Annotated in this window: 24 protein-coding genes; 15 read left to right on the top strand and 9 right to left on the bottom strand. The window is 60.9% G+C overall.

Translation table 11 applies throughout. The features are described 5' to 3' along the window. Positions 1–5: 5 nt before the first annotated feature. The 3 genes from QA646_RS23665 to solA are packed head-to-tail and all read left to right on the top strand — an operon-like array spanning position 6 to position 3,453. The gene (locus QA646_RS23665) at positions 6–782 is read left to right on the top strand and encodes an ATP-binding cassette domain-containing protein (protein ID WP_283059181.1); all 777 of its coding nucleotides are present in this window, start codon (positions 6–8) and stop codon (positions 780–782) included. Beyond that, positions 779–2,275 (top strand): histidine ammonia-lyase, encoded by a 1,497-nt coding sequence (gene hutH, locus QA646_RS23660; protein ID WP_283059180.1) that lies wholly within the window; start codon positions 779–781, stop codon positions 2,273–2,275. Before QA646_RS23665 ends, hutH begins: the two co-directional genes overlap by 4 nt. An 8-nt stretch (positions 2,276–2,283) precedes the next feature. Next, positions 2,284–3,453, top strand: a complete 1,170-nt coding sequence (solA, locus tag QA646_RS23655) for an N-methyl-L-tryptophan oxidase (RefSeq protein ID WP_283059179.1) — start codon at positions 2,284–2,286, stop codon at positions 3,451–3,453. 26 nt (positions 3,454–3,479) lie between these two features. On the opposite strand, the gene QA646_RS23650 is transcribed toward solA, so the two are convergent. From QA646_RS23650 to QA646_RS23635, 4 genes are all read right to left on the bottom strand, one after another. Beyond that, positions 3,480–4,253 carry a slipin family protein gene (locus QA646_RS23650; protein WP_283059178.1) on the bottom strand — a complete coding sequence of 258 codons (774 nt, stop codon included), beginning with the start codon at positions 4,251–4,253 and terminating at the stop codon, positions 3,480–3,482. Positions 4,254–4,287: 34 nt separating this feature from the next. Then, the gene (locus tag QA646_RS23645; RefSeq protein WP_283059177.1) at positions 4,288–5,643 is read right to left on the bottom strand and encodes a nodulation protein NfeD; all 1,356 of its coding nucleotides are present in this window, start codon (positions 5,641–5,643) and stop codon (positions 4,288–4,290) included. A 217-nt stretch (positions 5,644–5,860) separates the two neighbouring features. Further along, entirely contained in the window at positions 5,861–7,180 is a 1,320-nt protein-coding gene (locus tag QA646_RS23640; RefSeq protein ID WP_283059176.1) for an MFS transporter, read from the bottom strand. Positions 7,181–7,327: 147 nt separating this feature from the next. Then, on the bottom strand, positions 7,328–8,200 hold the full coding sequence (locus QA646_RS23635; RefSeq protein WP_283059175.1) for a LysR family transcriptional regulator: 873 nt from the start codon (positions 8,198–8,200) through the stop codon (positions 7,328–7,330). A gap of 213 nt (positions 8,201–8,413) precedes the next feature. Here QA646_RS23635 and QA646_RS23630 point away from each other — a divergent pair, with 213 nt between their 5' ends. Continuing rightward, positions 8,414–8,569 carry a DUF1127 domain-containing protein gene (locus tag QA646_RS23630; protein WP_283060545.1) on the top strand — a complete coding sequence of 52 codons (156 nt, stop codon included), beginning with the start codon at positions 8,414–8,416 and terminating at the stop codon, positions 8,567–8,569. 24 nt (positions 8,570–8,593) lie between these two features. Here the strand turns inward: QA646_RS23630 and QA646_RS23625 are convergent, their stop codons facing one another. The 3 genes from QA646_RS23625 to QA646_RS23615 form a co-directional block, all read right to left on the bottom strand. Continuing rightward, a complete protein-coding gene (locus tag QA646_RS23625; protein ID WP_283059174.1) occupies positions 8,594–9,628 on the bottom strand; it encodes a GH25 family lysozyme in 1,035 nt (344 codons plus the stop codon). Positions 9,629–9,790: 162 nt separating this feature from the next. Continuing rightward, on the bottom strand, positions 9,791–10,069 hold the full coding sequence (locus QA646_RS23620) for a hypothetical protein (RefSeq protein WP_283059173.1): 279 nt from the start codon (positions 10,067–10,069) through the stop codon (positions 9,791–9,793). Between the two features lie 7 nt (positions 10,070–10,076). Then, a complete protein-coding gene (locus tag QA646_RS23615) occupies positions 10,077–10,874 on the bottom strand; it encodes a thioredoxin family protein (RefSeq protein ID WP_283059172.1) in 798 nt (265 codons plus the stop codon). A 122-nt stretch (positions 10,875–10,996) separates the two neighbouring features. Here QA646_RS23615 and QA646_RS23610 point away from each other — a divergent pair, with 122 nt between their 5' ends. From QA646_RS23610 to QA646_RS23575, 8 genes are all read left to right on the top strand, one after another. After that, complete coding sequence (locus QA646_RS23610; protein ID WP_283059171.1) at positions 10,997–12,217, top strand: helix-turn-helix domain-containing protein; 1,221 nt, start codon at positions 10,997–10,999, stop codon at positions 12,215–12,217. 9 nt (positions 12,218–12,226) lie between these two features. Beyond that, positions 12,227–12,883 (top strand): PQQ-binding-like beta-propeller repeat protein, encoded by a 657-nt coding sequence (locus tag QA646_RS23605; RefSeq protein WP_283059170.1) that lies wholly within the window; start codon positions 12,227–12,229, stop codon positions 12,881–12,883. A gap of 428 nt (positions 12,884–13,311) precedes the next feature. After that, on the top strand, positions 13,312–13,557 hold the full coding sequence (locus tag QA646_RS23600) for a helix-turn-helix transcriptional regulator (RefSeq protein ID WP_283059169.1): 246 nt from the start codon (positions 13,312–13,314) through the stop codon (positions 13,555–13,557). A gap of 368 nt (positions 13,558–13,925) precedes the next feature. Then, a complete protein-coding gene (locus tag QA646_RS23595) occupies positions 13,926–15,452 on the top strand; it encodes an ABC transporter substrate-binding protein (RefSeq protein ID WP_283059168.1) in 1,527 nt (508 codons plus the stop codon). 57 nt (positions 15,453–15,509) lie between these two features. Continuing rightward, on the top strand, positions 15,510–16,451 hold the full coding sequence (locus QA646_RS23590; protein WP_283059167.1) for an ABC transporter permease: 942 nt from the start codon (positions 15,510–15,512) through the stop codon (positions 16,449–16,451). 8 nt (positions 16,452–16,459) lie between these two features. Then, complete coding sequence (locus QA646_RS23585; RefSeq protein WP_283060544.1) at positions 16,460–17,320, top strand: ABC transporter permease; 861 nt, start codon at positions 16,460–16,462, stop codon at positions 17,318–17,320. Positions 17,321–17,323: 3 nt separating this feature from the next. Further along, complete coding sequence (locus QA646_RS23580) at positions 17,324–18,526, top strand: amidohydrolase/deacetylase family metallohydrolase (protein ID WP_283059166.1); 1,203 nt, start codon at positions 17,324–17,326, stop codon at positions 18,524–18,526. A gap of 140 nt (positions 18,527–18,666) precedes the next feature. Beyond that, positions 18,667–19,164 (top strand): RidA family protein, encoded by a 498-nt coding sequence (locus QA646_RS23575; protein ID WP_283059165.1) that lies wholly within the window; start codon positions 18,667–18,669, stop codon positions 19,162–19,164. A gap of 15 nt (positions 19,165–19,179) precedes the next feature. Here the strand turns inward: QA646_RS23575 and QA646_RS23570 are convergent, their stop codons facing one another. Continuing rightward, on the bottom strand, positions 19,180–19,977 hold the full coding sequence (locus QA646_RS23570) for an IclR family transcriptional regulator (protein ID WP_283059164.1): 798 nt from the start codon (positions 19,975–19,977) through the stop codon (positions 19,180–19,182). Between the two features lie 149 nt (positions 19,978–20,126). Between QA646_RS23570 and QA646_RS23565 the strand changes: the two genes are divergently transcribed. From QA646_RS23565 to QA646_RS23555, 3 genes are all read left to right on the top strand, one after another. Further along, positions 20,127–21,326, top strand: a complete 1,200-nt coding sequence (locus QA646_RS23565; protein WP_283059163.1) for an aminotransferase class V-fold PLP-dependent enzyme — start codon at positions 20,127–20,129, stop codon at positions 21,324–21,326. Between the two features lie 22 nt (positions 21,327–21,348). Further along, complete coding sequence (locus tag QA646_RS23560) at positions 21,349–23,184, top strand: ABC transporter ATP-binding protein (protein WP_283059162.1); 1,836 nt, start codon at positions 21,349–21,351, stop codon at positions 23,182–23,184. 117 nt (positions 23,185–23,301) lie between these two features. Further along, positions 23,302–24,222, top strand: a complete 921-nt coding sequence (locus tag QA646_RS23555; RefSeq protein WP_283059161.1) for an alpha/beta hydrolase — start codon at positions 23,302–23,304, stop codon at positions 24,220–24,222. Here QA646_RS23555 and QA646_RS23550 read toward each other — a convergent pair whose 3' ends face one another. Then, positions 24,223–26,226, bottom strand: coding sequence for a CocE/NonD family hydrolase (locus QA646_RS23550; RefSeq protein WP_283059160.1), 2,004 nt, complete (start codon positions 26,224–26,226; stop codon positions 24,223–24,225). Positions 26,227–26,235 lie beyond the last annotated feature (9 nt).

The following is a 26,235-nucleotide window of genomic DNA, read 5'->3' as shown; positions in this document are numbered from 1 at the left end:
CGATCATGCCCGGCGTCGTCAGACTTTCGGTCCGCAATATCCGCAAGAGCTTCGGAACGCACGAGGTTTTGCGCGGCATTTCCCTAGATGCACAGGATGGCGACGTCATCTCGCTGCTTGGCGCCTCCGGCTCGGGCAAATCCACCTTTCTGCGCTGCATCAATCTTTTGGAGACCGCCACCGATGGCGAAATCTGGGTCGATGGTGAGCAGATCCGCATGGTGCACAAGGGCGGCAAAACCAAGCCGGCAAGCCAGAAGCAGGTCGACCATATTCGCTCCGAGCTCGGCATGGTGTTCCAGTCCTTCAATCTCTGGTCCCATATGACGATCCTCCAGAACGTCATCGAGGGGCCGGTGCATGTGCTGAAGCGACCGCGCGCCGAGTGCATAGCCGAAGCCGAGGCTCTGCTCGAAAAGGTCGGCATTGCCGACAAGCGTCATGCCTATCCGGCGCTTCTGTCCGGCGGTCAGCAGCAGCGCGCGGCGATCGCCCGCTCGCTCGCGATGAAGCCGAAGGTCATGCTCTTCGACGAGCCGACCTCGGCGCTTGATCCCGAGCTTGTCGGTGAAGTGCTGCGCGTCATGCGCTCGCTGGCGGAAGAGGGCATGACCATGCTCGTCGTCACCCACGAGATGAGCTTTGCCCGCAACGTCTCCAACCGCGTCGTCTTCATGCGCGAGGGCCTGATCGAAAGCAGCGGCCCGCCGCGGGAGATGTTCGGCAGCGGCGCCTCACCGGCTTTCCGCCAGTTCATCGGACATTTCGGAACGCCGTCATGACTATCACGCTGCGAACGGTGCTGAGCTGGCGGGATGTCGCCAGCGTGGCGGAAGGCGCGCCTCTATCGCTCGCACCGGCAGTCCGGGAGCGCATCGCCTATGCCAGCCGGATCGTCGAACGCATCGTCGAGACCGGCGTGCGCGCCTATGGTGTCAACACCGGCGTTGGCGCGCTGTCGGACACGGTGGTTGATCGTGAATCCCAGAGCCGTTTGTCGCGCAATATCATCCTCAGCCATGCCTCCGGCGTCGGGGAGCTGCTGGCGCCGCGCGAGGTGCGTGCCATCATCGCGGCCGAGATCGCCAATTTCGCCCATGGCCATTCCGGCGTGCGGCCGGAAATCGTCAGTCATCTCGCGATCTTTCTCGAAAAAGATTGCATCCCCGACGTGCCCTCGAAAGGTTCGGCCGGTTATCTGACGCACAGTGCCCATATCGCGCTGGTGCTGATCGGTGAGGGTGGTGCCCGGGTTGCCGGAAAGGCGATGAGCGGACGTGAAGCCTTGGCCGCAATCGGTCTCGAACCGCTCGTGCTCGGCGCCAAGGAAGGACTGAGCCTCGTCAATGGCACGGCCTGCGCGACCGGTCTGTCCAGCGTGGCGCTGGCTCGTGCCGAACGCCTGCTTGCCTGGGCCGATGCCATAGCGGCGCTGACGCTTGAGGCAGCCGGTTGCCAAATGGCGGCATTCGACCAAGCTGTGCTGGCGCTGCGTCCGTCTAAGGGTATTGCTGCAGTCGGTGCTTCGTTGCGCGCCCGGTTGCAGGGCAGCGGCCTCGTCGCCGCGGCTTTAGGCCGGCGCACGCAGGATGCCCTCAGCCTGCGCGCCATTCCGCATGCTCACGGCGCGGCGCGCGATGTCTTCGATAATTCCGCGCGCGTTGTCGATCAGGAGCTTGCCTCAGTCACCGACAATCCGGCAGTTTCCGGCACGCCGGAAAACCCGGTGGTTTCGTCAGAAGCCCATGCGGTTGCCCCGGCGCTCGGACAAGCCGCCGACGGCCTTGCTATCGCGCTCGCCCAGATAGCAGCGATGAGCGAGCGGCGCATGGACCGGCTGGTCAATCCGCTTGTCAGCGGTCTGCCGGCTTTCCTCGCCGGCGATGCCGGCAGCAATTCCGGTTTCATGATCGCGCAATATACGGCCGCAGCACTCGCCAACGAAAACCGCCGGTTGGCAGTACCTGCCAGCACCGACGGCGGGCTGACCTCCGGCCTGCAGGAGGATTTCCTCGCGCATCCAACAGCCGCGGCAAACAAGCTGCTCGCGGTGATCGACAATGCCGAATATATCCTGGCGATCGAACTGATGGCGGCGGCGCAGGCGCATGATTTCCTGAATGCCGCGGGAACGCGCGCCGAGGGAACCGACGCGATCTACAAGATGGTGCGCGCCCGCATCCCGCATTATGGCGACGTCCGTCCCTTGAGCGGCGACATGGAAGCCTTGCGAAACCTCATTCGCGGGACGCTGCCGCCGGATATCAGCGAATAGGATAGTTTATGACTGCTGAGTTCGACGTTGCCGTCATCGGCCTCGGTGCCATGGGAAGCGCGGCAGTTTCCTTTCTCTCGGCGCGCGGCGTCAAGACGATCGGCATCGATGCCCACTTTCCCGCCCACGCCTTGAGTTCATCGCACGGCGACAGCCGGCTGATCCGCCTCGGCTATTTTGAGGACCCGTCCTATGTGCCGTTGCTGCAGCGTGCCTATGAGAACTGGCGGGCGCTGGAAGCGCGGCTGCGCGCCGATGTCCTGACGATCACCGGCGTCCTGCAGATCGGCAAGCCGGACAGCAAGATCGTCAGCGGTACGCTGGCCTCCTGCGAACTGCACGATTTGCCTTACGAGGAGCTGGATCGGAAGGCGATGGCACTGCGTTTCCCGGTCTTTGCGTTGGACGAAGGGGAGATGGCGGTGCTCGATCCGCAAGGCGGCTATCTCCGTCCGGAAACGGCTGTCATGGGCTATCTGAAGCTGGCGGCGGAAGATGGGGCGGTCCTGCATTTCGGCGAGAAGGTGACGGCAATCGAGCCCGACGATGCCGGCGTGACGATTTCGTCTGCTGCCGGCCGCTATCGCGCCAGGAAGTTGATCGTCTCGACGGGCTCGTGGATTGCCGAACTGGTACCGCAGTTGCGGGAACATGCCAATCCGATCCGGCAGGTCGTCGCCTGGTATCAGCCGCGCGACGGCTTCGTGACGCAGCCGCATCGCATGCCCGCCTTCCTCCGCGATGAGGGCGAGGGAGGCTCTTATTTCGGCTTCCCGGCCATCGGCGTTGACGGCGTCAAGGTCGGCCGCCACGCCCATTTCATGGAGCCGATCGATCCGAACCGGCCAAATCCGCCTGTCAATGACAGGGATACGGCACTGCTGGATAGCTTTATCGCCAAGCGCCTTCCGGCCGCGGCGGGCGTTCGTGTGAATGCGGTCACCTGCCGCTACACGATGTTGCCGAGCGAGGATTTCCTGATCGATCTCATGCCCGCCGAGCCGCACGTCGTCGTCGCCTCACCCTGTTCAGGCCATGGCTTCAAATTCACGAGCGTTGTCGGAGAAATTCTTGCCGATCTTGCGATGGAGGGCGGCACAGAGCTGCCCATCTCGGCCTTCTCCTTCAAGGCGATGGAGAATTTCCTTGCCCCGCACAAGATGCAGGCTCACGGTTAGCGACTACAGGCCAGATTGCCAAGCGGTCATTGCGATGGTTTATCCGTCTTGGCGAGCAGGAGATTGGCGAATTCCATCGGGAAGGGGAACAGGATCGTCGAGCTCTTCTCGCTGGCGATGACGTTCAGCGTGCCTAAATAGCGAAGTTGCATCGCTTCCGGTTGCTTGGCCAGGATTTCGGCTGCTTCGAGGAGCTTCGCCGCCGCCTGCTGCTCGCCGTCGGCATTGATGATCTTGGCGCGCCGCTCGCGTTCCGCCTCCGCTTGCCGGGCAATCGCACGGATCATCGATTCATTGATGTCGACATGCTTGATCTCGACATTGGCGACCTTGATGCCCCAGGCATCGGTCTGGGCGTCGAGGATTTCCTGGATGTCGCTGTTGAGCTTGTCACGCTCGGCCAGCATCTCGTCGAGGTCATGCTTGCCGAGTACCGAACGCAGCGTCGTCTGGGCAAGTTGGCTTGTTGCCATCATGAAGTCCTCGACCTGGATCGTCGACCTCTCCGGATCGATGACGCGAAAATAGATTACCGCACTGACGCGGACCGAGACATTGTCGCGCGAAATCACATCCTGGCCGGGCACGTCGAGCACCCTGGTACGCAGATCGACCCGCATCATCTGCTGGACATAGGGGATGAGCAGAAACAGGCCGGGGCCCTTGACGCCGGTGAAGCGGCCGAGCGTGAACACAACGCCGCGCTCGTATTCCCGCAGGATTTTGATCGCCGATGCGAGGACGAGCAGCAAGATTAGGATGACCACAAGGTAGAAGGCGAGATCTGCGAACATGCCCATGACTTTTTCTCCTGCTTCCGAAGCTGCCAGTCTATCAAGTGGCGCGGATCACCTCGAGCGTCAGACCGTTGCGGCCGGTCACCTTAACGGCGTCTCCCGCCGCAAGCGGCTCCGAGGAGACTGCCTTCCAGCGCTCGCCACGCGCGATGACGTAGCCTGCAGCACCTGTCCAACTGTCGACCTTGCCTGACATGCCGATCATCTGTTCCGTGCCGGTGCTGACCTTGCGCCAGCGCGAGAGGATAGCGAGACGGGCGACGATAAGGCTGAACGCAAGGGCTGCCACGGCGATGCCGCCCAGCACGGACCAGGACACCTCAAAGCCAGGAACATCCGTCTCGAACAAAATGGCCGCTCCGAGCACGAGCGCAATGCCACCGCCCATGCCGAGGGCGCCAAACGAGGGCGAATGCGCTTCGGCCACGGTCAGCCCGACGCCGAGGACGATCAGTCCGAAGCCGGCATAATTCACCGGCAGCAATGCCAGAGCGTAGAGACCGAGCAGCAGGCATATGCCGCCGATCGTGCCGGGGACAAATGTCCCCGGGGTGAGAAATTCGAAGATTATGCCATAGATCCCGACCATCATCAGGATCAGCGCGATGTTCGGATCGGTAATCACGGAAAGCACACGCGTCCGCCAGTCCGGCTCGAATTCCCGAACGGCAAGGCCGGCGGTATCGAGGCGGACATCCGTCTGGCCGACGCGAACCGTACGTCCCTGCGCCTGGGTCAAGAGGTCTTGAATGGTGTTTGCCGTGAAATCGACGACGTGCTCGTGCACCGCTGCGGTCGAAGAAAGGCTCGCGGCTTCCCGCACGGCCCGTTCCGCCCAATCGGCGTTGCGATTGCGCAGTTCGGCCAGTCCGCGAATATAGGCGACGGCGTCATTGACCGCTTTCGCTTCGCTGGCGCTGCGGGAGGGCTGTCCTTGTGTGTTGCCTTGCCCGCTTGAATTTCCCTTGTCCGGTTCCGAACCGCCACCGAACGGGTTGCCGCCGATTGCGATCGGAGTGGCTGCGCCGATATTGGTGCCCGGCGCCATCGCCGAGATGTGGCTCGCATAGAGAATATAGGTGCCGGCGCTTGCAGCCCGGGCGCCGCTTGGCGCCACAAACCCCGCCACAGGTACGGGTGAGGCAAGGATCGCCCTGATGATGTCCCGCATCGAAGTGTCGAGCCCGCCGGGCGTATCGATCTGCAGAACGACGAGGGTCGCTCCCTCTTCGCTCGCACGTTGAAGGCCGCGCCGTACATAGTCTGATGTCGCCGGGCCGATCGCGCCGTTCACCTTCAGGACCATGGCAACGCGCTCCGCCGCAAATGTCGGTGAGGCGGTCAGGCCGAAAGCCGATGCCAGGGCCAGCGTCAAGGTGAGGATTGGCAGCATTCGCCGCCAAAACTTCAAACACTGAACCATCGTTCGCCAAGCATTCATGTGCATAAATATATGGCGCGCGCCGTCAAAGGGTAAGATGGAAACCATTCCGGCCGACACGGTCCGCTCAGCCGCCCGATGCAGGCGGCGGTCAGCGCCACCCTCAGACAAAGCCTTCGCCTCCATGCCCGAGACGATCGATTGTTCATGCCGCCTAGATGCCGGGCGATCAGATTTTCGGGGAGGCTGCTGCGGCCGCGATCTCTCTTTCTCTGGTGATCCGCTCCCTCCGGGATATCTGCTGTTCCACGACGAATACCAGCAGGCCGCCGATGGCCAGGCATCCGGCCAGGAAGAACATCGGGGCAATCGTGCTTCCCGTCGCGTCCTTGATCCATGGCACGACGTTCTGGGCAATGAAGCCGCCGAGATTGCCGACGGAGTTGATGGCTGCGAGGCCCGCCGCAGCACCCGCGCCTCTCAGAAACCGCGAGGGCAGGCTCCAGAAGACCGGCTGACCGGCAAAGATGCCTGCGGCGGCGACGGACAGGAACGCGAACTGCAGCCTGTGATCCGGGATCAACGCGGAAAGCAGGAGCGATACCGCTCCGACAAAAGCCGGGAGGACGATATAGGGCGTCTTCGATTTCGCCTTTGCCGCCATGGCGGGAACGACATAGAGGCTGACCGCGACCAGGAGCCACGGAATGATGTTCAGGAAACCGTTCTCGGTGTTGCCGACGCCGAAGCTTTTGACGATCGTCGGTAGCCAATAGCTGAGGCCATACGCTGCGAGCGGAAAGGCGATATAGCAGAGCGCCATCAGCAGCACGCGGGGATCTAAGAGCGCTTTGAAACCACTATCGGCGTTCTTGTCCATGCCGGCATTTTCGGAGGCGAGCCTGTCCTGCAGCCAGCGCTTTTCCTCGTCCGCCAGAAAATGCGCCTTCGCCGGATGATCGGACAGATAGAATATCGTCACCACGCCCAGAATGATGGCCGGAACGCCGGTCGCGATGAACACCCATTGCCAGCCGGCAATATTGTAGAGCCCGTTGAGATCGAGCAGCATACCGCCGAGCGGCGCACCGACGGCATTGGCGAATGCGCTGAAGATCATGAACAGCCCAACCATTTTGCCGCGATAGATCGACGGGAACCAGAGCGTGAGAAGATAGAGAACGCCGGGGAAGAAGCCTGCCTCGCACGCGCCGAGAAGGAAGCGCAGAATATAGAACATCGTCGCATTCTGCGTATAGGCAAGCAGCGTCGTCACGATGCCCCAGGATATCAGAATTCTGGCGAACCATCTGCTGGCGCCAAATCTATCCAGCATCAGATTGCTCGGCACTTCGAAGATGAAATAACCGATGAAAAAGAGAGAGGCGCCAAGGCCATAGGCATATTCACTCATCCCGAGTGCATCGACCATCTGCAGCTTGGCGAAGCTGACATTCTGACGATCGATATAGGCGACCAGGTACAAGAGCCCCAAAAAGGGCATCAGGCGCCAGGTGATTTTCGAGATGAGCTGCTTTTCGTCGACCATGGCCGTTTCTCCTTCATTGCATGTCCTGAGCACCCGAGGATGAGCAAGCTGATTATTTCGCTTTCTAGATGTAGCGGCAGGAGAGTGGGGCAATATGTGTGCGGCAAGTTCGTCGCCGATGGCGACAGCTTCGCTGTGGTTGACCACCTACCCCTTAAACTCTCGAAGGCATCTGATCACTTCCCTGAGGCCTTTTGTCAGATGCTTATCCCGCCGCAAGACGATCCCGAGCTGACGGACAAGGCGGGGCCTGACGGGAGAGGTTGTCAGCATCGCGCGATCGCGCTTGAGGGCCAGTTCAGGCAATACCGACCAGCCTAGTCCCGCGGCAACCAATTCCTTGATCGCCTCGACACTGCCGAACTCCATTGCGGTCTGAGGGCGAATACCCGCTTCGGCAAACCAGCCATCGGTCGTCGCGCGGGTGTTGCCGCCGTCGTAAAGCAGCAGGATTCTATCGCGGAGAAATGCGGCGTCCGGGCCGCCTTCGGGCATCTCGCTTCCTTTCGGCGCAACCGCCAACAATTCGTCTTCGTAAAACGCCTCGATTTCCAGCGAGCGGCCAGTGGCGGGCAGAGTGACAACGGCAAGATCGAGCGTATTTGTTTCGAGGTCGCGCAAGATCTCGTCTGTGTTGCCAATACGGACGGTGATCTCCAGACCTGGCATCCGCTTCTTCGCAGAGGCGATTGCGCGCGGGAGCAGATGGATGGATGCGGTGCCCCCGCTGCCGATCCTGACACGCCCCACAGAGCCCTCTCGGTATGGCGTCATCGAATCCCGAGCAGCGTTGCACTCTGCAAGGATTCGCCTGGCATGGACGACAAGCTCTGCCCCAGCCACCGATGGCTGAGCGCGACGGCCCACGCGCTCGATCAGGCGTACGCCCACGCTCAGTTCCAGTTGCTTGATCTGCTGACTGATAGCGGGCTGCGTGAGGCCGGCCTTCTCGGCCGCTGCGGTGAAGCTACCGAGTTCGACGACATCGACAAAGGCTGCGAGTTGGTCCAGACCGAACATAAATAATCCTTATGGTTTGCATAAATTTCATAAGCTTCTTTTGGTGATCGGACCAGCATAATTTGTACGTGGCCGGATGTGCCACGGTCCGCAGCTCCGAGGGCGCGGGACATTCGGCGAGGAAAATCAATCACCATCAAGGAGACAATGATGCCGGCGATTGAACTCGAAAATCTTGAGAGTAACCGCGCGCCCTTGAAAATCTGGGCAAGAATGACTGCTGCCTTAGTAAGACGCATTGGTCTTGAGCTGGAAAAGCGTCGGAGCCGTAACGCGCTGGCTGAGCTGACCCCGGATCAGCTCGACGACATTGGTATCACACCCGAAGAGGCGCGGGTTGAATGTCAAAAATCTTGGTTCTGGGACTAGGGCGACTTCGGGGTGTCCGTCGGCTCAATTCGAACGCGACGCCAGCCAGTTGTGCCATTCTTCCGCGCTGCCGTGGAAAGCATTGAGGTCGATCCGCCCTTCGACGCCGTGTGTGAGACCGGAACCGGAATATTGCCAGAAGAGCCATTTCCGTCCCGGATAGACCTGAGAGGGATGCGCGGCCACCGAGCGCAGCCAGAAGGGATAGTCGGTGAATTCACCCTTCAGATTGTCGCGGTAGAAATCCGGTGCGGTGTAAATGATCGGGCGCTGGCCGTAATACCTCTCCAGCCTGTCCATAAAGACCTGCATTTTTTCGAGAACATGCTCGCGTGAGGGCCGTCTCTTGCAGCTCGATTCGCCATTCCATTCGACGTCTATCACCGGCGGAAGGGCGCCTGCCTCCCTCGGAACGTTGCGGATGAACCAGTCGGCCTGTTCGCCGGCCGTTCGGCACCAGTAGAAGAAATGATAGGCGCCCCGCTTTAGCCCGGCCTCCTTGGCCCTACGCCAATTCTTCTTGAACATAGGATCGAGGTGATCGCCGCCGTCGGTCGCTTTCAAATAGACGAAATTCGCACCTTGCGCCTGCAACTTTTCCCAGTCGATTTCGCCCTGCCAACGGGAAACGTCGACGCCATGCACTGCCAGTTTTCTTGGTGAGGAACTGCCGAAATTGATGGGCTTGGCGTCGCGGAAACGACGGCTGTAGATTTGCATCCGCGTTTGCGGCGCTGCGCTGATTACAGGGTTCACCGGCATGAGCAGAGCGACTGGTTTGTCCGAGGGGATCGGTACGCTGTCGGTCTTGGCTGTTGGCAGGAAGGCCTGCGGCCGCGGTTCCGGCTCCGTCCATGTCAACGCCTGCTGCTGGACGACCTGCGGGGTGGCGCTGCCCACCTCGGCGGATGGCACGGGTCCGCTCGATCGGCTGATGGAATTGGTCGTCTCCTGCGACGGTGGCGCGACGACCATGACGTCTTCCGGACCGGAACTGGCGGCGCAGGCCGACAAGATCAAAGAGGTGAGAAAGATTGCTGACACAGCCGCTAGACGCATAGAAACCCGCACGCAAAACTAAAGTCGACGGCAGAATCCACGCCTTCGGAAAGCCACCGACGTGAATTGCTAATGGAGAATTACCAAAAAAGATTGAATCCAATCTTTACGATTCGACAATCGGGTTTCGCGTCCGCGACGGACCGTATGGCGAACGCCGGATCAGGCCCGGCGCGCACCGTTTCGTTGGCGAGACAGAAGTCTCAGCCAGGGCGCGACATGGAAGACGCTCATAAGGAGGTACATTGGGACCATTCCGCTGAGGGGTGAGGCCCCTTGCATGGAGCAGATCATATCGGCATCGCCGATTGTGGCCGTCAGCAGCGCCATGATCGCGAATGTCGGCGCCGCGGCGAGGGACAGCCAGTGAGTGATGCCGATGGCGGCAGCATCGCCTGCAGATCCGCTGCCGACGGGAAAAGGGTTGGATTGAGTAGACATCGAAACCTCAGCTCCGGCCGTACCGGTCATGATGGCGCCACCAGATCCCACTCTCGTTGCGTCCCTTGGGGGCACGGTCGAGCCATTGGTACATGCCCCAGAGGCCATCGAGCCCGCGCGCATAGCTGGAATAGGTGTGATAAACGACGCCGTCATCGAGTACGAAGGCGCTGACGCCCGGCCTGTCGCGCGTAAATGTGGCGGCGTCGGTCCCGGTCATAGCTGCTATTTGCGTCACTGGTTCCTCGCTGCCGCACGCTTCGCATCCCTGAACGGCCTTGCTTGCTGGAGGCTGAGGTAGAGGCGCCTCGCGGCGGAAATTGTACTCGATGCCGCCATCGCGTTGCTGCTCTTCGCTGAACCAGACGCCGAAGTCGCTATTGAAATCGCTGCCGAACGAGGACGCCCAGGGGAAGGTCCAGCCCATCCGCTGCTTGAAGGTCTGCAGCTTTGCCAGCGGCGCGCTCGATATCGCCGAGAAGGCGACATCGTGATTTTCGAGATGAACGAAGAAGCCGTTGAAACCATCCGCGATCGAAGAGCAGGACGGGCAGCCGGCCGTATAGTCGGGGCCGAACATGAAGTGATAGACGAGAAGCTGCGAGCGCCCCTTGAAGAGATCGACAAGCGAGGCGCTGCCATTCTCCGTCTCGAAACGATAGTCCTTGTCGATCCGCACCCAGGGGAGGGCTTGCCGGCGCAGCGCCAATTCGTCGCTCTGCCGCGTCAGTGCCTTCTCATCTGCGAGCAGGTCCAGCCTTGCGGCCAACCATTCCTTGCGTGTTGCTATCGCATGTGCGGTCATGATTTTTCTCCCTTGGCTATCTGCCGTCGTATCATTCAAGATACGGCGTGCTTTTTGGTGGTCGCGAGTAAATTACGCCCGGCTATCGATATGATGGGAGTTACAAGTTTGACGGGATTTCGATGGACTCGATGATCACCGCTGCAGCACGTGCGCTGGCGGGCGGCGATCCTCTCGGCGCGTTGAAGCGGGTTGCCCTGCGTGACGATGCGCCGGCTCTCGCACTCAGAGGTATCGCGATGGCGCAGCTCGGCGATCTCGGCCGTGCAAAGGCGCTTCTCAAAAGCGCTGCAAGCGCCTTTGGACCGAAGGAGGCCATGGCTCGCGCGCGGTGCATCGTTGCCGAAGCCGAGATCGCACTTGTCTCGCGTGACCTCACCTGGCCTGCCAAGGCTCTTTCTGCTGCGCGCGTAACGCTGGAGACGCATGGCGACCGATTGAATGCCACGCATGCCCGCAATCTCGAAATTCGGCGCCTGCTGCTGATCGGCCATCTCGATGAAGCCGAGCGCGTGCTCGCCGAGCTCGACCCGACACCGCTCCCTCCCGCCTCAAGGGCTGCTTACGAGCTGGTGGTTGCCGGTATAGCCATTCGCCGCCTGAAGACGAAGGCTGCCCGCGCTGCGCTGACACGGGCGGAGCAGGCCGCGCGCGCTGCGGATATCCCCGCGCTCACAGCGGAGGTCGAAGGCGCTTCTCTCGTTCTGAATACAGCCGCGGCGCGGCTGATCCTGCGTGGCGAGGAGCGTCCGCTCCTGCTTGAGGAGGTCGAAACGCTCCTGGAGTCCGGGACGCTCGTGGTGGACGCATGCCGGAATGTCGTTCGGAGCGCGGGAACGGTCGTTTCGCTCGCGACGCGCCCGGTCCTGTTTACGCTTGCTCGCGTCTTGGGTGAAGCCTGGCCCGGAGACGTGCCGAGGAGTACGCTCCTCGCGCGTGCCTTCCGGGCGAAACACGCCGATGAATCGCATCGTGCGCGGCTGCGTGTCGAAATGGGGCGACTTCGCGCGGAGCTGCGGACGCTGGCGGATGTCAAGGCGACGAAACGAGGCTTCGCGCTGGTGCCGCGCCGCTCGCGTGAGGTCGCCGTCCTGGCGCCGCCGGTCGAAGAGCAGCATGCGGCGCTGCTCGCCTTTCTTGCCGACGGCGAGTCCTGGTCGAGCTCGGCGCTGGCGATTGTGCTGGGGGCGAGCCCGCGCACGGTACAGCGGGCGCTCGAACAGCTTGCGGAAGTTGGTAAGGTACAGTCGTTGGGTCTAGGGAGGGCGCGCCGTTGGATGACGCCGCCCGTTCTCGGATTCCCGACAATCTTGTTACTCCCCGGTCCTTTGCCGAACGAATAGGATGACAGCATGAAACGATCTCAAGCCGAAATTCTTCGTGAATATGGACCCTTTTCGGGTGCCGACCGCGTGAATGGCGTCACCTTCGACGGCCAAAGCGTCTGGTTTGCCTCCGGAGACAAGCTGAACGCCTTCGACCCGGCAAAGGGGGAGGCGGTGCTGCGCTCGATCGAGGTCGCCTCGCATGCGGGAACGGCCTTCGATGGTCAGCACCTGTTTCAGATCGCCGAGGATCGCATCCACAAAATCGATCCGAAGACGGGCAAAATACTCGCCACGATCCCGGCGCCAGGCAACGGCGGTGACTCGGGGCTCGCATGGGCCGAAGGCACGCTCTGGGTGGGGCAGCACCGCGGCCGCAAGATCCATCAGATCGACCCGCAAACAGGGGCGATCCTCCGGACGATCGAGTCCAACCGCGTCGTGACCGGGGTCACCTGGGTCGACGGCGAACTCTGGCATGGCACCTGGGAAGGTGACGAGAGCGATGTGAGGCGGATCGACCCTGAAACGGGAAAGGTGCTGGAGAGGCTGGATATGCCGCCTGGCGCGGGCGTGTCAGGGCTGGAGTCCGATGGCGGTGATCGGTTCTTTTGCGGCGGTGGAGGCAGCGGTAAGGTGAGAGCCATCCGCCGGCCAAGCCGCACATCCAAGTCCAAGGGTTAGACCTTCAATCGCTTTTGGCAGTGCCGAGCAGATGTTGCGAGCGAGCGAATCGCTGATGGACTTGCTTGAAAATGCAAGCCACCCCGAGGTTCTTTGTGCGGGAATTCGCCTTCTCACCCCTCTATATTCACAGATATTTGCGATAAAGATAAGCCGAGCCTCGACCCTTCGCTATTGTATTGTGTGCACTCTATGATCGCGGAAAAATCCGTTAACTATCCGTCGTTTGGTCATCTGTCCTAAGCTGTCAGCCTTGGCACAGATGAACAGTGTCCCCCGCGCGGCCATAGGCTCGGCCGGCGCGGTGCGACGATTTGTGCTTGTTCACATTACAATGCTGAAATAAAAGGTTACCGGCGCCTTAACCGGAGCCTGTCCCGAAACTCACAAAAAGAATTCGTAAGAATCTATGCAGAGAAGGAGACGATATGTCCATTTCACTCAAAAATTTCAATGAGGTTCAAACGGAACCCGTGCAGGCGGACGATGTGGCGGCGCGTGTAAAGGCGGCGCGCGAAACCGTGGGCTACAGTATCGAGGATCTGGCGGTGACCTGTGGTCTCGCCAATGAAGAGATCATGCACATCGAGGATGGCGAGGATATCGATCCAGCCAAGTTGAAGCGGATCGCCGCTGCTCTTCAACTCCCGCCGTCGGCATTTCTGACGCTCTAATCTGATAAGGAAATCTGGTCGGCCTTGTTTCCCGCAAGGGCCGACCAGTACGATATTTATTCGCCCCGTTGGCGGGGGCACTTTGGCGCTGATGCATCCCGACGGTTTGCGTATTCTGCCGATTGCGACTGACGGCTCACACTTTGCCGTATCTTCGACATTTCTGCCTCAACGCAGGCGCCGGCCTTTTACAACACAGATTATGCTTCCGAAGATCGCTGCAATCGGTCTTGAGATCGCCGTCGAGCCTGTCGGCAAGGCCGGATCTCGTAATAACCCCACCATATTGACATCGCTCATCTCACAGCTATCATTCCATTATAACATTTGATATTCCGTAATAACGGAATAAATAAGGGGACGATATCGTGCGAAACAAATTTGCCTTTCTTCTGGGAGCAGCTCTTCTCGTCATGCCATCGGCGCTTCTGGCGCAGGAAAAGGGTGGGGTGATCAATGTCGCGACGATCGGCGAGCCGCCGACATTGGATCCGATGGCGTCGACGGCCGATTTGGTCGGCATCGTTTCGCAGCATATTTTCGAAACGCTTTTTACCTTCGACAAGAACTGGAAGGTGACGCCGCTCCTAGCGGAGAGCATGCCCGACATCAGCGCTGACGGCAAAACCTATACGATCAAGCTTCGCACCGGCATCAAATTCCACGATAATAGCGAGATGACTTCGGAGGATGTGGTTGCCTCGCTCAATCGCTGGACCAAAATCGCGTCTCGCGGCAAGCAGACGGCGGCGATGATCGACAGCATCTCGGCGGTCGATCCCTCGACGGTCAAGATCGTACTGAAGCAGCCCTATGCGCCGCTTCTTTCGCTGCTTGCTTTCAACAATTCGGCCGCGATCATCATTCCGGCTAAGCATCAGGAAGACCCGATGACCGCCTTCATCGGCACCGGTCCTTATATGCTGAAGGAGCGCAAGGCCGACCAGTATATTCAGTTGGTGCGCTTCGATGGGTATAAGTCCCGTGGCGGCGAGGCCGATGGTTATGGCGGCGCTCGGCACCAATATCTCGATGAAATCCGTTTCGTACCCGTTCCCGACGCCAACACCCGCCTTGAGGCGGCGGTTGCCGGTCAATATGATTATGTCGACTCGCTGCCGGTCGAATCCTTCGACCGCTTGAAAGGCTCGACGGCGTCCGAACCGGTCATGCTGAAGCCCTTCGGCTATCCGGTCTTTGTCTTCAATACGGCGAACGGCATCACCAAGAATGTCGATATCCGCAAAGCTGTGCGCACCGCGCTCAGCATGGAAGACATGCTTGCCGCCGCCTTCGGCAGCACCGATTTCTATTCGCTCGATGCCGCTCTTTATCCGAAGCCCTATGTCTGGAATACGGATGCCGGCACGAATGGCGCCTACAATGTCGCCGATCCCGAGGCTGCCGGGGCCCTGCTGAAGAAGGCGGGCTACAACGGCGAGCCGCTGCGTATCCTCACCAGTCGTCAGTATGAATTCCACTACAAGATGGCGCAGGTTGCCGCCGAATATCTGAAGCAAGCCGGTTTCAATGTCGACTTGCAGGTGGTCGATTGGGCGACACTCACGCAACGCCGTGCCGATCCGAAGCTGTGGGACATCTATATCACCCACAGCCCCTTCCTGCCGGAGCCGGCTCTGATGGGCCAGATGTCCACGAGCTCGCCGGGCTGGTGGGACACGCCGGCCCGAAAGACCGCCGTCGATGCCTTCAATTCCGCCGTCGACGCCGGCAAGCGCCAGGCAGCATGGGCTGATGTTCAGAAGGTGATCTACGACGAAGTGCCGCTGATCAAGATCGGCGACTTCAACGCGCTGGCGGCCAAATCGAAGAAGCTCGTAGGGGTCGAGGCTGCACCCTGGCCGTATTTCTGGAACGCGTCGATCAAGAAGTAGCATCCACAGGCTCGTTATTCCGGCCGCGACGAAAGCGGCCGGAGGATCGGACAAGACATGATACGCTATATCCTTCAGCGCCTCTTCGGCATGATCGTCGTGATGTTCCTCGTGGTCACGATCGTCTTCGTGATCGTGCGCGTCACCCCCGGCGATCCCGCCGCGGTCATGCTTGGGCCGGATGCGACCGCGCAGGACATCGCCAGCCTTAGGGCGCGACTCGGTCTCGATCAGCCGCTTGCCCTGCAATATTTCTATTATTTCGGCCAGCTTTTGCACGGCGATCTCGGTCAATCGATCTTTCTCAACGAGCCGGTGACCTCGGCGCTGGTCGAACGCGCCGAGCCGACCTTCTTTCTGACCGTATTCTCGCTGATCATCGCCAGTATCATCGCCCTGCCGATCGGCATTTATTCCGCCTATCGTCGCGGCTCGCTGTTCGACCAGGCGGCGACGGCGCTTGCCATGCTGGCGGCGAGCATTCCGAGCTTCTGGCTCGGCCTCATCCTCATTCAGTCTTTCGCCGTTCGCCACGGCATCTTTCCCGTCTCCGGATATGGCGGGCCGGGTTCGTCCTTCGTGGATCGGATGTATCACCTGGCGCTGCCCTCGATCGTTCTCGGCGTCGTCTCCTCGGCATTGATCCTGCGCTTCACCCGTGCCTCGATGCTGGATGTGCTTGGTGACGATTATATCCGCACGGCACGCGCCAAAGGGCTCGTCGAGCGCAAGGTCATTCTGAAGCACGCGTTGAAAAATGCGCTGATCCCGATCCTCACCGTCATCGGTCTGACTGCGGCGGTGCTGATTTCCGGCGCTGTGGTAACCGAGACCATCTTCAGCCTGCCGGGCATCGGCAATCTCGTGGTGTCTGCCGTGCTTCGGCGCGACTATCCGGTGATCCAGGGCGCGCTGCTCGTCATTGCCGGGCTCTATGTGCTGATCAATTTTGCGATCGACATGCTCTATCTGCTGGTCGATCCGAGGGTGCGCTACTGATGACCGCGATGTCAGACACCACCGCCGGCGCCGAGCGCCGCAAATTCGCCAGGCGTCTCTTCAAGCGCAAAACGGTCGTCTTCGGCGTTGCCGTGCTGACGATATTCGTTCTGCTCGCCGTCCTCGCGCCGCTGATTGCGCCCTATGCGCCGGGTAAACTGTCCATCGTCAATCGGCTGAAGCCGCCGAGCTTCCTTCATCTCTTCGGCACCGATGAGTTCGGCCGTGATGTCTTCACCCGCACCATCTATGCCGGCCGCCTGTCATTGCTGGTCGGTGGCGCGGTCGTCGCGCTGGCGGCTGTCATCGGCGTCACGCTTGGGCTGCTCGCCGGCTTCTTCAAGCAATTGGACACGCCGATCGCCCGGCTGGTCGATGCGATGATGGCTTTTCCCGACATTCTGCTGGCGATTGCGCTGGTCGCGGCCCTGGGACCGTCGCTGACGACGGTGATCGTCGCGCTCAGCATCGTCTATGCGCCGCGGCTCGCGCGCATCGTCCGCGCCTCGACGCTGGTCATCCGCGAATTGCCCTATGTCGAGGCGGCGCGTGCGCTCGGCGTTTCGACGCTGCACATCATGACGCGGCATGTGCTCAGAAACCTGCTGTCGCCGATCCTGGTGCAGGGCACCTTCCTGTTTGCCAACGCCATGCTTGCCGAAGCCGGCCTTTCCTTCCTCGGTCTTGGCGTGAGCCCGGATATTCCGACCTGGGGAACGATGATTGCCGCCGGCCGGCAATATCTCGATCAGGCCGATTGGATGACACTGTTTCCGGGCTTCGCCATCATCCTATCCGTCCTCTCGCTGCAGATGGTCGGCGATGGATTGCGCGACATTCTCGATCCCAGACTTCGAAAGGACCTGTAGCTCATGTCTTCCGGATATGCACCGAAACCGCCGCTGCTGATCGCCAATGTCAAGCCGATGGCTTTCGGGCAGTCGACTTCCGGCAGCGTCGTTGACGTGCTGGTCGGCGCGGACGGGCATATCGCAGAGGTCGGACCGTCGCTTGCCGTCTCGGCCGATGTCGAAAGGATCGACGGCAAGGGCGCTTGGATGTCGCCGGGCTGGGTCGACCTGCATGTCCATATTTGGCATGGCGGGACCGATATTTCCCTGCGCCCATCGGAATGCGGCCTCGAACGTGGCGTGACGACTTTGGTCGATGCCGGCTCGGCGGGCGAAGCCAATTTCCACGGTTTCCGCGAATACATCATCGAGCCGGCGCGCGAGCGCATCAAGGCGTTTCTCAATCTCGGCTCGATTGGTCTCGTCGCCTGCAATCGCGTCAGCGAATTGATCGACATTCGTTCGATCGATTTCGACCGCATGCTTCAGGTCTATGCCGACAACAGCGAGCATATCGTGGGCATCAAGGTGCGTGCGAGCCACGTCATCACCGGCTCCTGGGGGATTACGCCCGTCAAGCTCGGCAAGAAGATCGCCAAGATATTGAAAATCCCGATGATGGTGCATGTCGGCGAACCGCCGGCACTCTATGATGAAGTGCTGGAGGCCCTCGGACCCGGCGATATCATCACGCATTGCTTCAACGGCAAGGCCGGCAGCAGCCTCGTGGAGGACGAGGATCTCTTCGATCTCGCCGAACGCTGCGCCGGCGAGGGTATCCGTCTCGATATCGGTCATGGTGGCGCGTCCTTCTCCTTCCGCGTCGCCGAGGCTGCCATCAAGCGCGGGCTTCTGCCGTTCTCGATCTCCACCGATCTGCATAACCGATCGCTGAATTTCCCGGTCTGGGATCTCGCGACGACGATGTCGAAATTGCTGTCGGTCGGCATGCCCTTCGAGAAGGTGATCGAAGCGGTCACGCATGCGCCGGCCTCGGCCATCAAGCAGCCGCTCATCAATCGGCTTGCCGTCGGAGAACGGGCGGAATTCACGATCTTCGATCTTGTGGAGTCCGATATCGAGGCGGTGGATTCGATGGGCGACACCGCCATGTTGAAGCAGCTTTTCGAGCCGCGTTACGCGGTCATCGGCGCTGAGGCTTTTGTCGCGAGCCGCTACATCCCGCGGGCGCGAAAACTGACGCCCCATGGCCACAGCCATTAATGCATGTCGCGCAAAAGTGTGCGGCAGTTTTGCGAGAGCGACATGCAAAAACAAAGAGATAAAGCGCCGGAGCGAATCTGAAAGATCGCGACGAGCTTTAGCTGAGCTTCGAATTTTATGATTGTACGACAGGAGTTTGCGTGAACCAGTCTTCAGCCACCGCCGAGAGCGCATCGGGTTCGCCCTATGAGCGCCTCTCCACCCTCGGCATCGAACTGCCGCCACCGCCGCCGCCGATCGCCAATTTCGTGACGCATGTTCTCGAAGGCAATATGCTTTACCTATCCGGCCAGGGTCCGCGCGAGGCCGACGGCACCCTGCATTTCGGCAAGGTCGGCGCAGAGGTCGGCATCGAACAGGCTTACGGCCATGCCCGGCTGACGGGCATCAATCTGCTGGCCGTCATGCAGGATGCACTCGGCGATCTCAAGCGCGTCAAGCGGGTGGTGAAGCTTCTGGGCATGGTCAACGCCACACCCGATTTCGCCGATCATCCAAGCGTCATCAACGGCTGCTCCGACCTGTTCATCGAGGTTTTCGGAGCGGCCGGCCAACATGCCCGTTCGGCTGTCGGCTTCGGCTCATTGCCGGGCAATATCACCGTCGAGATCGAAGCAATCGTAGCGTTGCACGGCTGAGGGAAGGACAGGACGTCAATGGCTGCGCCAGCCCATCAATTTTTCGATTTTTTCCGCGGAGTTTCGAACCCGTGCGACGTAGTGGCTTTCGTCGGAAAAGGCCTTCTGCTCCGGCAGAACGATGGAGATGGTGGCAACGCATTGGCCGTCTCGATCGCATATGGGCGAGGCAATGCAGGCGACGGCATAATCGGATTCGCCAGCCTGGATCGACAGGCGCGATTCCAGTGCTTTTGCCGCCGCCGTCGACAACGTCACGGGATCGACATCGGCGCGGCCGGTCGGAGAGGTGCGGGCGCAGTGCCGGAAAAGCGCGATGCGGTCTTCTTCCGGCAGGTGACCGACGAGCAAGCGGCCGGACGCCGTCCAGTTGAGAGGTACCCGCGTGCCGACGCGCGAGGCGACCTGAAAGTGGCTCGGGCCATCGGCCATGGCGAGAACGAGCATGTGGTCGCCGTCGCGGCCGCAGACTTGAACGGTTTCCCCGGCCTGGCGGCAGAGATCGTGCATTTCGTGGGTGGCGACGCTCATGAAATCGAGCGATCGGGCATAGGCGAGACCATAGTGGTAAAGACGGGCGCCGAGCCAGATCGTGCCATCGGGATTGCGGCTGAGAAGGTTTTTCTCCACGAGGTCGTCAACGATGACGTAGACGGTCGAGAGCGGTGCGCCGATCGCCTTGGCAACCGCGTAGACACCGCAGGGCGCGCCGGTTTCGTAGAGATAATCGATGACCTGCATCGCCCGATCGATGCCGCTGACGCGCGAGCGCCGCGGTCCCTTGGCGGCATCGCCATGGTTTTCATTGGCCATCCCGTTCTCGGAGTAGCCGATGGGTGATGTCTTTGCGTCCAAAAACCGAACTCCCGTGCAAATCGGTAGTGTGTTACATAATTATGGCATAGCTGTCGATGGCTCGGTACAGCAAGCACCGGCCCGCAGCAAAAAAATCTGGAGATCCCATGCCGAATGAAGACATTCGTCCGTCCGCCGGACTTCGCCCCGTCATTAATGTCTCGGGCACGATGACGAGCCTTGGCGCATCGATCGTCGTTCCGCAGGCGATTGCGGCGATGGGTTCCATCCTGCCGCAATTCGTCGAGATCAACGACCTGCAGCGCAAGGCAAGCGCGGTCATCGCGCGGCTGACGGGGGGCGAAGCGGGTTTCGTCACCGCCTCCTGCTCGGCGGGGATCAGTCTGGCGGTCGCCGCCACTATCACCGGCAATGACCTTGCCGCGATCGAGCGTCTGCCCGACGTGCGCGGTGACAAGAACGAAGTCATCGTTCAGATGGGGCATGTGGTGAGCTACGGCGCGCCGGTCGATCAGGCGGTGCGGCTTGCGGGCGGCAAGGTCGTACTGATCGGCCAGGCAACCTCGACATACCGCCATCATCTCGAAGGTGCGATCACCGAGAAGACAGCGGCCGCCCTCTATGTCGTTTCGCATCATGTCGTGAATTACGGCATGCTGAGCCTCAAGGAGTTCTGCGAGATCGCTCATGCGAAGGGCGTGCCGGTCATCGTTGATGCGGCTTCCGAATATGATCTGCGCATCTTCCTGGAGCAGGGAGCGGACCTTGTTCTCTACTCCGGCCACAAATTCCTCGGCGGCCCGACTTCGGGCATCGTTGCCGGGCGCAAGGACATGGTGCGCAACACTTTCCTGCAGAACCTCGGCATCGGCCGCGGCATGAAGGTCGGCAAGGAAAGCATTTTCGGCGTCATGGCGGCGCTTGAAGCCTGGGAGACGCGCGACCATGCCGGCATCCGCGAGCGCGAGACCGGCTATCTCCATCTCTGGCATGATCGCTTCGACGGCCGCCCCGGCGTCAAAGCCGTAATCGAACCGGACCCGACCAACAATCCCCTCGACCGGCTGCGTCTCACCATCGATGCCCGAGAGGCGCACATCACCGCCTGGGACCTCGCCGACGCTTTGGCGCGCGGAACCCCGCCGATCATCGTTCGCGACCACGAGATCGAGCACAATTATTTCTACCTCGATCCCTGCAACCTGCATCCGGGCGAGGAGGTGATCGTGGCGACCCGCATCGGTGAAGAACTCGACAGGGCGCAAGCCTCCAACGAGATCATTGCCACCTCCCTGGAAGATCGCAGCCGACGCCGTTTCGACGGTCTGTTGCGTTGGCCGGATTGAGGCGGTGAATGAGGGAATGATGATGGCGAGCAGCGACGCACAGACTTCACAGATTGCCAAGCCCGTGCTTTCGGTCGAGGGAATGACGACCTCATTCCTGGTGGAGGGAGCCTGGAAGCCGGTGGTGCGTGACGTCTCTTTCACGGTGGCGCCGGGTGAGACCGTGGCGATCGTCGGCGAATCCGGTTCCGGCAAGAGCGTCACCTCGCTGTCGATCATGCGTCTGCTGCAGCAGGATATGAGCCGCGTCACGGGCCGCGTCATGCTCGGGGGGCGGGATATTCTGGCACTGTCGGAAAGCGAGATGCGCAAGGTGCGCGGCAAGGATGTCGCGATGATCTTCCAGGAGCCGATGACCAGCCTCAATCCGCTCTTCACCATCGGCGATCAGATTTCCGAGGCACTGCTCTGCCACGGCGAAATCTCCAGGGCCGAAGCGAAGGCCGAGACGATCCGGCTGCTGGAACGCGTGCGCATTCCATCCGCCGCTTCGCGCTTCAACGAATATCCGCACCGTTTCTCCGGCGGCATGCGCCAGCGCGTGATGATCGCGATGGCGCTCGCCTCGCGGCCGAAGCTGCTGATCGCCGATGAACCGACGACTGCACTCGATGTCACCATTCAGGGCCAAATCCTCGATCTTATCAAAATGCTGCAGGAAGAGCAGGGAACATCCGTACTGTTCATCACCCACGATATGGGCGTGGTCGCTGAGATCGCCGACCGCACCATCGTCATGTATCGCGGCGAACAGGTCGAGACAGGCGAGACCAGCGAGATATTCTTCCATGCCAAGCATCCCTACACACGGGCACTTCTTTCAGCCGTTCCCGTGCTCGGCTCGATGAAGGGACACGAGCGGCCCCTGCGGTTTCCGGTCGTCAACAGCAAGACTGGCCAGGCGGAGCCGCTGACGGAGGCAGCTGATACTGTCGCCGCTGCACAAAGACCGGTGCTGCAGGTGAAGAATCTTTGCAAACGGTTCGACATTCATTCCGGTCTTTTCGGCCGGCTGCAGGGCAGGGTGCATGCGGTCGAGAACGTCTCCTTCGATCTGCGAGCCGGCGAGACGCTGTCGCTGGTTGGCGAGTCCGGCTGCGGCAAATCAACGACGGGCCGCACCATCATGCGCCTGATTGAGCCGCAAAGCGGCTCCGTGCTGGTCGACGGCGAGGAGATGCTGTTCCTCGACCGCAAGGGTTTGCGGGATATGCGCCGCAAGGTGCAGATGATCTTTCAGGATCCCTTCGCCAGCCTCAACCCGCGCATGACGATCGGGGCTGCGGTCGCAGAACCCTATCTCGAACACAAGATGGGAACGGGAAAGGAGGCACGTGACAAGGTCGCCGACCTCCTGGTGAAGGTCGGCCTCTCGCCGGATATGGCGACGCGCTATCCGCATGAGTTTTCCGGGGGGCAGCGCCAGCGCATCTGCATCGCCCGAGCGCTCACCCTCGATCCGAAGGTGATCATCGCCGACGAAAGTGTTTCCGCCCTTGATGTTTCGATCAAGGCGCAGGTTATCAACCTGCTGCTCGACCTGCAGCAAAGCCTGAACCTCGCCTTCCTGTTCATTTCGCACGACATGGCCGTCGTCGAGCGTGTCAGCCACCGGGTCGCGGTGATGTATCTTGGCGAAATCGTCGAGATCGGGCCGCGCCAGGCTGTGTTCGAAAATCCGCAGCACCCTTATACCAAGAAGCTGATGTCAGCGGTGCCCGTTCCAGATCCGGCGCGGCGGAAATTGAAGCACGGCATAGCCGCCGACGAGCTGAGGAGCCCGATCCGGCCTCCACACCACAGGAAGCAGTCGCTAAGATACGTGGAGATTTCGCCCGGCCATCAGGTTGCACTTTAACGGCCGGAACTTTAGCCTGCTTATGTCGTCACAGCAGCGTCGCAGGCCGTCCCTGAACAAGCTGCGTCCGTCAATGATGTTGTGGTTGCATAACGAGCCTTATCATGAGGATATTCCATGGACTTTTCCCAGCGACCCAGACCGACCGAGGCGGGCATTCTGCAATTCATGGAGATTTGCGATTCCTTCTATCCGCCTGACGCGGTGACGGCTTCCATAGAGCAGCAGCGGCAATGGTACGATGCACTTTGCGGCCGTTTCGATCGCCCGTTACCCGACGGCATGCGCACGCAGGATGAAATGGCGATGGGGAGAATTCCAATCAGGCGTTATCAGCCGCGGACGATCCGGACCTCTACATGCCTGCTCTATCTTCACGGTGGCGGCTTCGTGGTCGGTTCGCTCGAGAGCCATCATGCGATTTGCGCCGAGATCGCCGATCATGCCGGCGCCGAGCTGTTGTCGGTCGATTATCGTCTGGCGCCTGAACATCGCTGGCCCGCGCAGACGGATGATTGCTATGGCGTTCTCAAGTCTTTGCTTGCTGCGGGAAAGACCGTCGTGCTGATCGGCGACAGCGCCGGCGGCAATCTGGCGGCGGGGCTCGCCGTTCGCGCAAAGGGCGATGGGCTCTCCGGCATTGCCGGGCAGGTCCTGATCTATCCGACGCTCGGCGGCGATCTTGTGTCCGGCTCTTACGAGGAGATGGCGGATGCGCCGGGGCTGACGACCGCCGACATTGCCTATTATCGCAGCGTATTGCAGGCACCGGCTGGCGATCCGATGGCCGAGCCTCTTGCCCAACCGTCTTTTGCCGGCCTCCCGCCGGCCTTCATAACGGTCGCGCATTTCGACCCGCTGCGTGACGACGGCCGCAACTATGCGGCAAGGCTCGCCGCGGCGGGCGTCGAGGTCTGGTTTCGCGAAGAGCCGCAGATGGTGCACGCCTGGCTGCGCGCGCGGCACATGAGCGACGGCGCACGCGCTGGTTTCCGCGTGATATGCGCGGCTGCCAGCCATTTTGCCGGATCGAACTGATCACATCAGATCGCGCGGGATACGCTTTGCCTCGAAGGTTTTTTCGAAGATCTGCGTATTGCCTTCGAAGGCGATGACGGACGCACGGATGATCCATTCGGTTGCCGTGCAAGAAATCGTCGCCATTGCCACCGTGCGGACGAACCATCCCGGCCGCCGCATGTCGCATGTCCAGATCGAGGTCCCGCCCATCGACAGGGGATCGTCCGGCGCGATGGACCAGACCTCTTCGCGGAGCTGGCGTGTGGAAAGTCCGGTGCCCGGATGCTCGAAAAGGCCGGTATCCTCGCGGATTTCATAATGGGTCTTGTTGGCGGAGAGATCGCGCACGACCTGACGCTTCGTCGCAGCCGGAGCATGTTCGAGATATTTCGGCAGCGGGTCGGGATTGTCCGGCTGCTTGATATTGATGATGTCGTAGGCGCCGAGTTTTGGCAGGGCGAAGCCGATGGAGGCGAGATCGATCGTCAGCCCCGGATTTTCCGGCGGCGGCAGGATCATCGGCCAGTATGAGGTGGAGAGCGAAAGGGCGATACGATGACCTTTCCGGAACCGATAACCGCAAGCATCCAGCACCAGCCTGATTGTGGTGCGTTCGCCCTTCTTCATGGATTTCGGCTCGGCATTGCCGTCACGATGGGCGAGGTTGAGCACGCCGAAGGAGACCCGCGTCGCGGTGCCGTCGGGATGGAGATCGATAAGCCGGGCGCAAAGATTGGCCGTTTCGGCATCACAGCGCAGCGAGAGAGTAACGACCGGACGGCCGAGATAGTCATGATCGGCCGATAATGGCGTGGTCTGGAAAGTCAGCGATCCGGCATCGTCGAGACGCTGGTCGATCGCCATTTCGGCATCGGGTTTCAGGGTGAAATATTCGCCGGAGGTCGTCCCCGTATCGAGAGGCGAGCGCAGATAGACGGCATGTTCCGGCGCATGCGGGATTGGCATGCCCTCCATCAGCGTGCCAAACTGCTCGACATAGAAGCACTGCATCTCTGGCTTTTGCCACTCGCGCTTGGCGATCCAGAAGCCGGGATCGAAATCGCGGCGCGGCGCGGGCTTCATCGCGTCGAGAATATAGGCGCGCACCTGCGGCAAGTTCTCTGCACCGTTCCGGTCGCCCCGCAGCCAGCGGTTCCACCAGGCAATTGCCTCGCTATGGAAATCGGCGCGGGGCTTCGGCCAGGCAAAGTGCGGATATTTGTGAACCCACGGACCAATCAGCGCTTTCGCTTTGTCGCCGAGACCTTCGACGGCCATCAGCGGCGTGTTGCGATAGCCATCCGCCCAGCCCGCAATGACAAGAGCGGGAATGTCGACATCAGCGAAATTCTCGCAGATTGAACCATGCCGCCAGAAATCATCGCGGCGCTGGTGCTGCAGCCATTCCTCCATAAAGAACGGCTCGTTCTCCAGGCGTTGCAGCCACATATCCTTCCAGCGGTCGCCGACGATCTCGGGGTCGGGTGAGCGGGACTGATAACCGAGCATGGTCGCAGCCCAGGAGAGCTGCGCCGAGAGATGGCAGCCATTCTTGTAATGGATGTCGTCATTGTAGCGGTCGACCGTGGAGGCGATCGAGATCACCGCTTTGAGCGCGGGCGGGCGCAGCGCCGCGACTTGCAAACTGTTGAAGCCGCCCCAGGAAATGCCCATCATGCCGACGGAGCCGTTCGACCAGGGCTGCGCCGCGATCCAGGCGATCAGCTCGCAGGCATTGGCGAGCTCCAGTTCCGTATATTCGCCGTCGATAACGCCATCGGATTCGCCGGAGCCTCTGATATCGACGCGCACGCCGGCAATGCCGGCTGCGGCAAAGACCGGATAGGTGGATTCATCGCGGGGGCTCGTGCCGTCGCGCTTGCGGTAGGGTAGAAATTCGAACACCGCCGGCACGGGGTCGCTCTCGGCGCCGTCCGGCATCCAGATGCGTGCGGCAAGCCGTGTCCCATCCTTCAGAGTGATCCACTGATTTTCTATGGTGGTGAAGCTGCGGTCGGTCATGGTCACATA

The organism is Rhizobium sp. CB3090 (assembly GCF_029714285.1).
In the GTDB taxonomy this organism is placed as follows: Bacteria; Pseudomonadota; Alphaproteobacteria; order Rhizobiales; family Rhizobiaceae; genus Rhizobium.
Note: the sequence above shows the minus strand (reverse complement) of the source record. Positions and strands in the feature narration are given on the sequence as shown.

Coding starts and splice junctions, on each gene's coding strand:
- QA646_RS23665 (WP_283059181.1), top strand. CDS start 6: ATGCCCGGCGTCGTCAGACTTTCGGTCCGCAATATCCGCAAGAGCTTC.
- hutH (WP_283059180.1), top strand. CDS start 779: ATGACTATCACGCTGCGAACGGTGCTGAGCTGGCGGGATGTCGCCAGC.
- solA (WP_283059179.1), top strand. CDS start 2,284: ATGACTGCTGAGTTCGACGTTGCCGTCATCGGCCTCGGTGCCATGGGA.
- QA646_RS23650 (WP_283059178.1), bottom strand. CDS start 4,253: ATGGGCATGTTCGCAGATCTCGCCTTCTACCTTGTGGTCATCCTAATC.
- QA646_RS23645 (WP_283059177.1), bottom strand. CDS start 5,643: ATGCTGCCAATCCTCACCTTGACGCTGGCCCTGGCATCGGCTTTCGGC.
- QA646_RS23640 (WP_283059176.1), bottom strand. CDS start 7,180: ATGGTCGACGAAAAGCAGCTCATCTCGAAAATCACCTGGCGCCTGATG.
- QA646_RS23635 (WP_283059175.1), bottom strand. CDS start 8,200: ATGTTCGGTCTGGACCAACTCGCAGCCTTTGTCGATGTCGTCGAACTC.
- QA646_RS23630 (WP_283060545.1), top strand. CDS start 8,414: ATGACTGCTGCCTTAGTAAGACGCATTGGTCTTGAGCTGGAAAAGCGT.
- QA646_RS23625 (WP_283059174.1), bottom strand. CDS start 9,628: ATGCGTCTAGCGGCTGTGTCAGCAATCTTTCTCACCTCTTTGATCTTG.
- QA646_RS23620 (WP_283059173.1), bottom strand. CDS start 10,069: ATGTCTACTCAATCCAACCCTTTTCCCGTCGGCAGCGGATCTGCAGGC.
- QA646_RS23615 (WP_283059172.1), bottom strand. CDS start 10,874: ATGACCGCACATGCGATAGCAACACGCAAGGAATGGTTGGCCGCAAGG.
- QA646_RS23610 (WP_283059171.1), top strand. CDS start 10,997: ATGGACTCGATGATCACCGCTGCAGCACGTGCGCTGGCGGGCGGCGAT.
- QA646_RS23605 (WP_283059170.1), top strand. CDS start 12,227: ATGAAACGATCTCAAGCCGAAATTCTTCGTGAATATGGACCCTTTTCG.
- QA646_RS23600 (WP_283059169.1), top strand. CDS start 13,312: ATGTCCATTTCACTCAAAAATTTCAATGAGGTTCAAACGGAACCCGTG.
- QA646_RS23590 (WP_283059167.1), top strand. CDS start 15,510: ATGATACGCTATATCCTTCAGCGCCTCTTCGGCATGATCGTCGTGATG.
- QA646_RS23585 (WP_283060544.1), top strand. CDS start 16,460: ATGTCAGACACCACCGCCGGCGCCGAGCGCCGCAAATTCGCCAGGCGT.
- QA646_RS23580 (WP_283059166.1), top strand. CDS start 17,324: ATGTCTTCCGGATATGCACCGAAACCGCCGCTGCTGATCGCCAATGTC.
- QA646_RS23570 (WP_283059164.1), bottom strand. CDS start 19,977: ATGGCCAATGAAAACCATGGCGATGCCGCCAAGGGACCGCGGCGCTCG.
- QA646_RS23565 (WP_283059163.1), top strand. CDS start 20,127: ATGCCGAATGAAGACATTCGTCCGTCCGCCGGACTTCGCCCCGTCATT.
- QA646_RS23560 (WP_283059162.1), top strand. CDS start 21,349: ATGGCGAGCAGCGACGCACAGACTTCACAGATTGCCAAGCCCGTGCTT.
- QA646_RS23555 (WP_283059161.1), top strand. CDS start 23,302: ATGGACTTTTCCCAGCGACCCAGACCGACCGAGGCGGGCATTCTGCAA.
- QA646_RS23550 (WP_283059160.1), bottom strand. CDS start 26,226: ATGACCGACCGCAGCTTCACCACCATAGAAAATCAGTGGATCACTCTG.